At 67.8% G+C, this 6,290-nt stretch carries 8 protein-coding genes; 4 read left to right on the top strand and 4 right to left on the bottom strand.

Annotated elements, in window-relative coordinates; genetic code table 11:
• Positions 1 to 112: 112 nt before the first annotated feature.
• Complete coding sequence (gene nrdR, locus FV222_RS14860) at positions 113 to 625, bottom strand: transcriptional regulator NrdR (protein ID WP_147750466.1); 513 nt, start codon at positions 623 to 625, stop codon at positions 113 to 115.
• A gap of 135 nt (positions 626 to 760) precedes the next feature.
• The gene (glyA, locus tag FV222_RS14865; RefSeq protein ID WP_147750467.1) at positions 761 to 2,065 is read right to left on the bottom strand and encodes a serine hydroxymethyltransferase; all 1,305 of its coding nucleotides are present in this window, start codon (positions 2,063 to 2,065) and stop codon (positions 761 to 763) included.
• Between the two features lie 286 nt (positions 2,066 to 2,351).
• Between glyA and FV222_RS14870 the strand changes: the two genes are divergently transcribed.
• Together FV222_RS14870 and FV222_RS14875 are read left to right on the top strand one after the other, a co-directional pair.
• Entirely contained in the window at positions 2,352 to 3,005 is a 654-nt protein-coding gene (locus FV222_RS14870) for a hypothetical protein (RefSeq protein WP_147762633.1), read from the top strand.
• A 2-nt stretch (positions 3,006 to 3,007) separates the two neighbouring features.
• Entirely contained in the window at positions 3,008 to 3,457 is a 450-nt protein-coding gene (locus tag FV222_RS14875; protein WP_147762634.1) for a hypothetical protein, read from the top strand.
• Positions 3,458 to 3,517: 60 nt separating this feature from the next.
• Here FV222_RS14875 and FV222_RS14880 read toward each other — a convergent pair whose 3' ends face one another.
• Both FV222_RS14880 and FV222_RS14885 read right to left on the bottom strand, forming a co-directional pair.
• Positions 3,518 to 3,829, bottom strand: coding sequence for a cupin domain-containing protein (locus FV222_RS14880; protein ID WP_147762635.1), 312 nt, complete (start codon positions 3,827 to 3,829; stop codon positions 3,518 to 3,520).
• Between the two features lie 62 nt (positions 3,830 to 3,891).
• Positions 3,892 to 5,094, bottom strand: a complete 1,203-nt coding sequence (locus FV222_RS14885) for a hypothetical protein (protein WP_147762636.1) — start codon at positions 5,092 to 5,094, stop codon at positions 3,892 to 3,894.
• 165 nt (positions 5,095 to 5,259) lie between these two features.
• Between FV222_RS14885 and FV222_RS14890 the strand changes: the two genes are divergently transcribed.
• Together FV222_RS14890 and FV222_RS14895 are read left to right on the top strand one after the other, a co-directional pair.
• A complete protein-coding gene (locus FV222_RS14890) occupies positions 5,260 to 5,865 on the top strand; it encodes an NnrU family protein (RefSeq protein ID WP_147762637.1) in 606 nt (201 codons plus the stop codon).
• Between the two features lie 94 nt (positions 5,866 to 5,959).
• Positions 5,960 to 6,290 (top strand): tetratricopeptide repeat protein (locus FV222_RS14895; protein WP_147814866.1); only part of this gene is annotated, 331 nt, incomplete at its 3' end.

Genomic DNA, 6,290 nt, shown 5'->3' on the forward strand with positions numbered 1-6,290 from the left:
GCGCCCGGCTCGCCCGCGACCACCACGGCGCCGACCGAGGGGTTCGGCCAGGTCCGCCCGAGGTTGCGCCGCCCGAGCGCCAGGGCGAGGCGCATGAAGCGCACGTCGGCGATCACGACCGGGACCGCGCCGGGCGCGGCTTGCCCGCCACGACGCCCTCGGGCGGGGCGACCCCGGCCTCTGCGAGCGTTCCGAGCAGGTCCTCGAAGTCCTTGGCCTCGCGGAAGTTCTTGTAGACGGAGGCGAAGCGCACGTAGGCGACATCGTCGAGGCCCTTCAGACCCTCCATCACCAGCTCCCCGATCGCCTCCGAGGTGATCTCGGCCTCGCCGCCGCTCTCGAGCTGGCGAGTGATGCCGCTGACCAGCCGCTCGATCCGCTCGGGGTCGACCGCGCGCTTGCGCAGGGCGACGCCGATCGAGCGCTGGAGCTTGTCCCGCTCGAAGGGGACGCGCTTGCCCGAGCGCTTGAGCACCACGAGCTCGCGCAGCTGCACCCGCTCGAAAGTGGTGAACCGGCCGGCGCAGTCCGGGCAGACCCGGCGGCGGCGGATCGCGGCCCCGTCCTCGCTCGGCCGCGAATCCTTCACCTGCGTCTCGGAGCCGCCGCAATAGGGACACCGCATCGGGCGGACCTTTTCATCGAGCCGGAAAGACGGCTGCCTCTCGCGAAACGAAAACGGCCGCGGATCGTGGCGATCCGCGGCCGTCTCTATCGTGTTGCGGTGCACGCCGGAAGTGAGGTGCCGGCGGCGTTCCGGTCAGCCGTAGATCGGGAACCGGTCGGTGAGCGCGTGGACGCGGGTCTTGACCGAGGCCTCGACCTCCGGATCCCCCGTCTCGCCCTTGGCCGCCAGGCCGTCGAGCACTTCGACGATGAAGCCGCCGATCTGCTTGAACTCGGCGACGCCGAAGCCGCGCGAGGTGCCGGCCGGGGTGCCGAGGCGGATGCCCGACGTGATCGTCGGCTTCTGCGTGTCGAAGGGAACGCCGTTCTTGTTGCAGGTGATGTCGGCCCGCGACAGCGCGGCTTCCGCCGCCTTGCCGGTGAGGCCCTTCCGCTGCAGGTCGACCAGCATCAGGTGGTTGTCGGTGCCGCCCGAAGTGATGTCGTAGCCGCCCGACATCAGCGTGTCGGCCAGCGCCTTGGCGTTCTCGATCACCTGGCGGGCGTAGATCTTGAACTCGGGCTTCAGCGCCTCGCCGAAGGCGACCGCCTTGCCGGCGATGACGTGCATCAGCGGACCGCCCTGGATGCCAGGGAAGATCGCCGAGTTGAACTTCTTGGCCAGCGCCTCGTCGTTCGTCAGGATCATGCCGCCGCGCGGGCCGCGGAGCGTCTTGTGGGTCGTGGTGGTGGCGACGTGCGCGTGCGGGAACGGCGACGGGTGCACGCCGGCGGCGACGAGGCCGGCGAAGTGGGCCATGTCGACGAAGAAGTACGCGCCGACCGCGTCGGCGATCTCACGGAACTTGGCGAAGTCCCAGTGGCGCGGATAACCCGAGCCGCCGGCGATGATCACCTTCGGCTTGTGCTCGTGGGCCAGCGCCTCGACCTGCTCCATGTCGATGCGCTGGTCGTCGCGGCGCACGGTGTAGGAGACAGGCTTGAACCACTTGCCCGACACGTTCGGCGGGGCGCCGTGGGTGAGGTGGCCGCCGGCGGCGAGGTCGAGCCCGAGGAAGGTGTCGCCGGGCTGCATCAGCGCCAGGAACACGCCCTGGTTCGCCTGCGAGCCGGAGTTCGGCTGCACGTTGGCGAAGCCGACGCCGAACAGGCGCTTGGCGCGCTCGATGGCGAGGTTCTCGGCCACGTCCACGAACTGGCAGCCGCCGTAGTAGCGGCGGCCGGGATAGCCCTCCGCGTACTTGTTGGTCAGCACCGAGCCCTGCGCCTCGAGCACGGCGCGCGAGACGATGTTCTCGGAGGCGATCAGCTCGATCTCGTGCTGCTGCCGGCCGAGTTCCTGGTCGACGGCCTTGGCGATCTCAGGGTCCGCGTCGCTCAGCGAGGCCGCGAAGAACGAATTCGAGAAATGCTTGTCGGCAGCGGTACCGGCGCTCATGGATGGCCTCTGTTCTTGTATGCGGGCGAAATCGGCGCGCTCGTCCCGTCGGCGTGCACGGACGAGCCTTCGTAGCCGTCTTCTTTACACACGTGCACGAGACCCGCCAACACAGGCCTTTTTGCCGCGGGGGGCAAGAAAAGTTGAGGTCGGACCGGCCGCGGCACCGGTTGCGCGTCGGAACCATTGCCGGGGGATCGGGCAGCCCTCCAGAAGGCCTGAAGCATAGGAATATTGACGATAATAGGACTTTATGCCATGGCATCTCCTTCGAGGGAGCGCTGTAATGAGCGAGCAACGAGACTGGCATCGGCTCAAGCACAGGGTCGCAGAGATCCGATTGCAGATCGCGATGCTGTCTGCGCTCAGCCATTCCCTCAAAGCCGGCTTTCGACAGGATCAACCTCGCGGCCCAGACGGGTGCTGGATCGGCGGCGCCGGCCAGATCGTATGCACGCGAATAGACAAAACGGGGAATGCAAGGATCGACGCGAAAACCGAGCTTCTCGTCGATGTCGTCAAGGAGGCCGTCTCGATCGTTGGTGAAGGCAGTGGCGCGGCTTACGGTGTTCAAGTGCACACGACGACGGCAGCAATGCTTCGTGATCTCGATATTCCAGGCATCGGTCGACATGGGATTGAGCAAAGCTTCAGTCTTGGAGATACCGTCCGATACGGTTTGGATGGTAGCGTCCGCACCGATGTCGTTCTACGCGATGGTAGAACCGAATCTTCTCCGATCCTGGCAGTATGGGACTTTCAGACAGGAGGTGCTCTCCTGACGCCGTCTCGAATTCGAGAGCTTCGCAGTAGCCTGGGAATTGGCCTGGATGTGCCGATCATCGAAATTCATATCAGTCGCGGCATATCCGTAAAGCATGCCTCGGTATTGTTTTCAAAATTCGTCGCGGCAACACTCGTAAAAATCCAGGAATATTGATTATGACGATGGAAGCTTACGCATTTTGTGCGCGTCCGATCGGCTCGATCGAAGAATGGCAGGCATCGATCGATGCCCTCGGGTTCGATCTGAAATTGAAACCGGCTCGGGATCTCGCATATCATCGAGGACACCTTTCGGCGCTCTGGCGTGGCCGGGAGGCCGGGTTCGAGTTCGGCGCTTGCGCATTCACAGAATTGGCGGAGACCTATGAAGACATCGATCTCGGTGGGCCGTGGCCTTACACCTACGCCTTCAATTTCGCGACCCTGCCGGGCTGCGCCGGCACTTGGTTGGCACTGGCCGCCTGCCTGGCGCTGACCGATGGCATAGCCTTCGACCCACAAGAGGGAAAAATTCTTCGTGCCAGAGAATCCGTGCGCTATGCGCAGGATACCGAAAACGGGGTCGATCAGATCGAATCAGGGCAGGTTGGTCGCACGACATCCTGAGTGCCGAATGTCGAAGGTGCTGACGAGATGGGCGGCATCGAACGACCTGTCCGCCGGACTTCACGCCGATAAGTTGATCTCCACCAGCACGGTCTCGGTCGTGAACTCTGCCGCGTGCCACGCCTCCGGGGGGAAGTGGAACACGCTGCCGGGGCCGAATGCCGCACGGCCCTGCTCGGTCTCCAGGGTGCCGGAGCCGGAGAGCACCTGCACGAACTGCTCGTGGGCGTGGCTGTGCCGCGGGGCCGAGGTGCCGGCGGGGACGACGATCCGCACCAGGCTGGCGCCCGCGCCCGGGATCTTGCGCCTGGCGACGCCGTTGGCGGCGACGCTCGCGTCGCATTCGTCCCAGGCGATCAGGTGGGCGGTCATGGCGGCTCCGTTGCTGGCGTCACGATGCCGCCGAGCCCGCGGCCTATCAAGTCACGAACCGGTCACGGCCAGACCTTGATCGCCACCGGCCGCCGCAGCAGGTCGCGGTCCGAGGTGATGGTGCAGCCCTCGGTCTTCAGCGTGACGTAGGTGAGGATCGCGGTGTCGCCGACGTCGTCGAAGTTGCGGCCCTCGGCGCGGGGGTCGAGGAGGGAGGGGTAGGCGATCAGGCCGCCCGGCGCCGCGCAGGGGTCGTCGTAGAGCGTCGCCCCGGCGACGAGCAGCCGCGGCACGTCCCAGCTGAGCAGGTCGCGCGAGCTCGTCCAGTAGAAGCCGGATTCGGGGAAACTCGCGCCGGCCGGACCGTCGCCTTTCTTGGCCATGTCGCCTTTCTTGGCCATGAAGACCGCGACGAAGGCGCCCGTGCCGCGGTGGCGCACCACGGCGCCGACCGGCGTCGGGAACGGCGCCACCGGCTTGCAGGTCTCGGCCCCCTTCGCTGCGGCCTTCGTGCGGTACGGGTCCGGGAAGGCGGCGGTGAAGCCGGTGCCGGTCCAGGCGCGCCAGCTCGCCGGGTCGGCGGGCGTCGCGGTGCGGAACAGGCAGACGCCGGCCTCCTGGTCGCCGGGACGGTCCCAGCCGGTGGTCGAGACGAAGACATAGCGGAAGCGCCCGTCGGCGAACACGTTCGAGGGGTTGAAGAAGCCGCGGTGGCGCCCCTGGCCGACCTCCTGCCGGAACGGGGCCGCCATCGCCACCGCCGGCGGCGCCCTGCGCAGGAAGCTGCGGCCGCCGTCCGTGGAGGCGGCGGCGGTGATCGTGTTGTACCAGCACGCCTCGTAGCCCTTGGCGGTGCAGCGCCCCGGATGTTCGTTCGCCTGATACTCGTGGTGCACGAGCGCGGCGACCGCCGTGCCGTCCTCGGTCCAGGTGGCGGTGATCCAGGAGCGGTCGTCGTAGAGGGCCGGATCGGCCTTCTCGCCCGAGTCCAGCACCACCTTGCAGTCGAGCTTGAGCCGGTCGAGGTCCGGCCCGCGCAAGGCCCGGTTGCGGTAGTGCATCCCGAACAGGGCGACGGCGCCGGTGGCGTCCCGGAACGCGCGGGCGGAGGCGTCGGGAACGTCGGCGCCGTCGCAGGCGTCGCGCCCGGCCTTGAACACGAGGGATGGTGGCCCGACCAGGGTCAGGCTCGACAGCGGCGGCTCGGCCGCCGCCTGCGCGAGCGTCGGCAGCGACAGGACGGCGAGCACGAGGCGGAGGCGCATGCGGGTGACCAGTGGGTGCGCCCAGGGCGCGCGTAGACGACGTGCGCGGTTGAAGCAGACCGTGCGCGCCTGGACAAACCACCGGAGTTTCTGTTCAGAACCGTTACAGAATGGCTTCCCGCCGGTGCGGGGCGTCCGATCCTCCCCAGCCGAGTGTTCCCTTCCATGTTGATCCTGATCCTCGGGCTGGTGCTGTTCCTCGGCACCCATGCCTTCTCGATGCTGCGCGCCAAGCGCTCGGAGGTCGTCGGCCAGGTCGGCGAGGGCAAGTACAAGCTCGGCTACATGCTCCTGTCCGTCCTCGGCTTGGTGCTGATCGGGGTCGGCTTCCACAATTACCGCGCCGCCGGCTACATCGCGGTTTGGGATCCGCCGGTCTGGACGCGCCACCTGTCCCTGATCCTGGTGCTGCTCGCCTTCATCGTGCTGGCCTCGGCCTACCTGCCGGGTCACATCCGGGCGAAAGCCAAGCACCCGATGCTGCTCGCGGTGAAGATCTGGGCGACCGCGCACCTGCTCGCCAACGGCGACCTCGGCTCGATCCTGCTGTTCGGCTCGTTCCTCGCCTGGGCGGTGGTCGCACGGATCAGCGCCAAGCGCCGGGCACTCACCGCGGGCCAGGTCGTCGCGCAGCACGGGGGCGCCGCGGCGCCTGCGGGCTGGCGCAACGACGCGATCGCGGTGGTCGTCGGCGTCGTCGCCTGGTTCGTGTTCGGCAAGTACCTCCACCCGTTGCTGATCGGCGTCTACGCCTGGCCGGGCCAAGCCTGAGGCCTGCCCGGTCGCCAAACCGGCGCCCGCGTGCTAGGCGCGGGCCGATCGAGACGCTTCAGGTCGTCTGGCTCACGCGCCGGACCGGGATACGATGGCTGAGAACAACGAGTTCATCCGCGAGGTCAACGAGGACTATCGCCGAGACAAGGTCGCCGAGATCTGGCGCCGCTACAGCGGTGTGATCATCGCGGTGGCGATCCTGGTGGTGGCCGGCGTCGGCGGCTGGCGCTACTGGCAGACGGCCCAGCGCAACGCGGCCGAGGCCGCCTCGCAGCAATTCGACGAGGCCAACCGCCTCGCCCGCGACGGCAAGGTCGCGGAGGCCGACAAGGCCTACGAGGCCCTCGGCACGCAGGGGCCGGCTGGCTACCGCCTGCTCGCCCGGTTCCGCTCGGCTGCCGAGACGGCCAAGCGCGACCCGG

Origin of the sequence: Methylobacterium sp. WL103 (genome assembly GCF_008039885.1) — a bacterium.
GTDB classification, from domain to species: Bacteria; Pseudomonadota; Alphaproteobacteria; order Rhizobiales; family Beijerinckiaceae; genus Methylobacterium; species Methylobacterium cerastii.

Coding starts and splice junctions, on each gene's coding strand:
- FV222_RS14870 (WP_147762633.1), top strand. CDS start 2,352: ATGAGCGAGCAACGAGACTGGCATCGGCTCAAGCACAGGGTCGCAGAG.
- nrdR (WP_147750466.1), bottom strand. CDS start 625: ATGCGGTGTCCCTATTGCGGCGGCTCCGAGACGCAGGTGAAGGATTCG.
- FV222_RS14885 (WP_147762636.1), bottom strand. CDS start 5,094: ATGCGCCTCCGCCTCGTGCTCGCCGTCCTGTCGCTGCCGACGCTCGCG.
- glyA (WP_147750467.1), bottom strand. CDS start 2,065: ATGAGCGCCGGTACCGCTGCCGACAAGCATTTCTCGAATTCGTTCTTC.
- FV222_RS14875 (WP_147762634.1), top strand. CDS start 3,008: ATGACGATGGAAGCTTACGCATTTTGTGCGCGTCCGATCGGCTCGATC.
- FV222_RS14880 (WP_147762635.1), bottom strand. CDS start 3,829: ATGACCGCCCACCTGATCGCCTGGGACGAATGCGACGCGAGCGTCGCC.
- FV222_RS14890 (WP_147762637.1), top strand. CDS start 5,260: ATGTTGATCCTGATCCTCGGGCTGGTGCTGTTCCTCGGCACCCATGCC.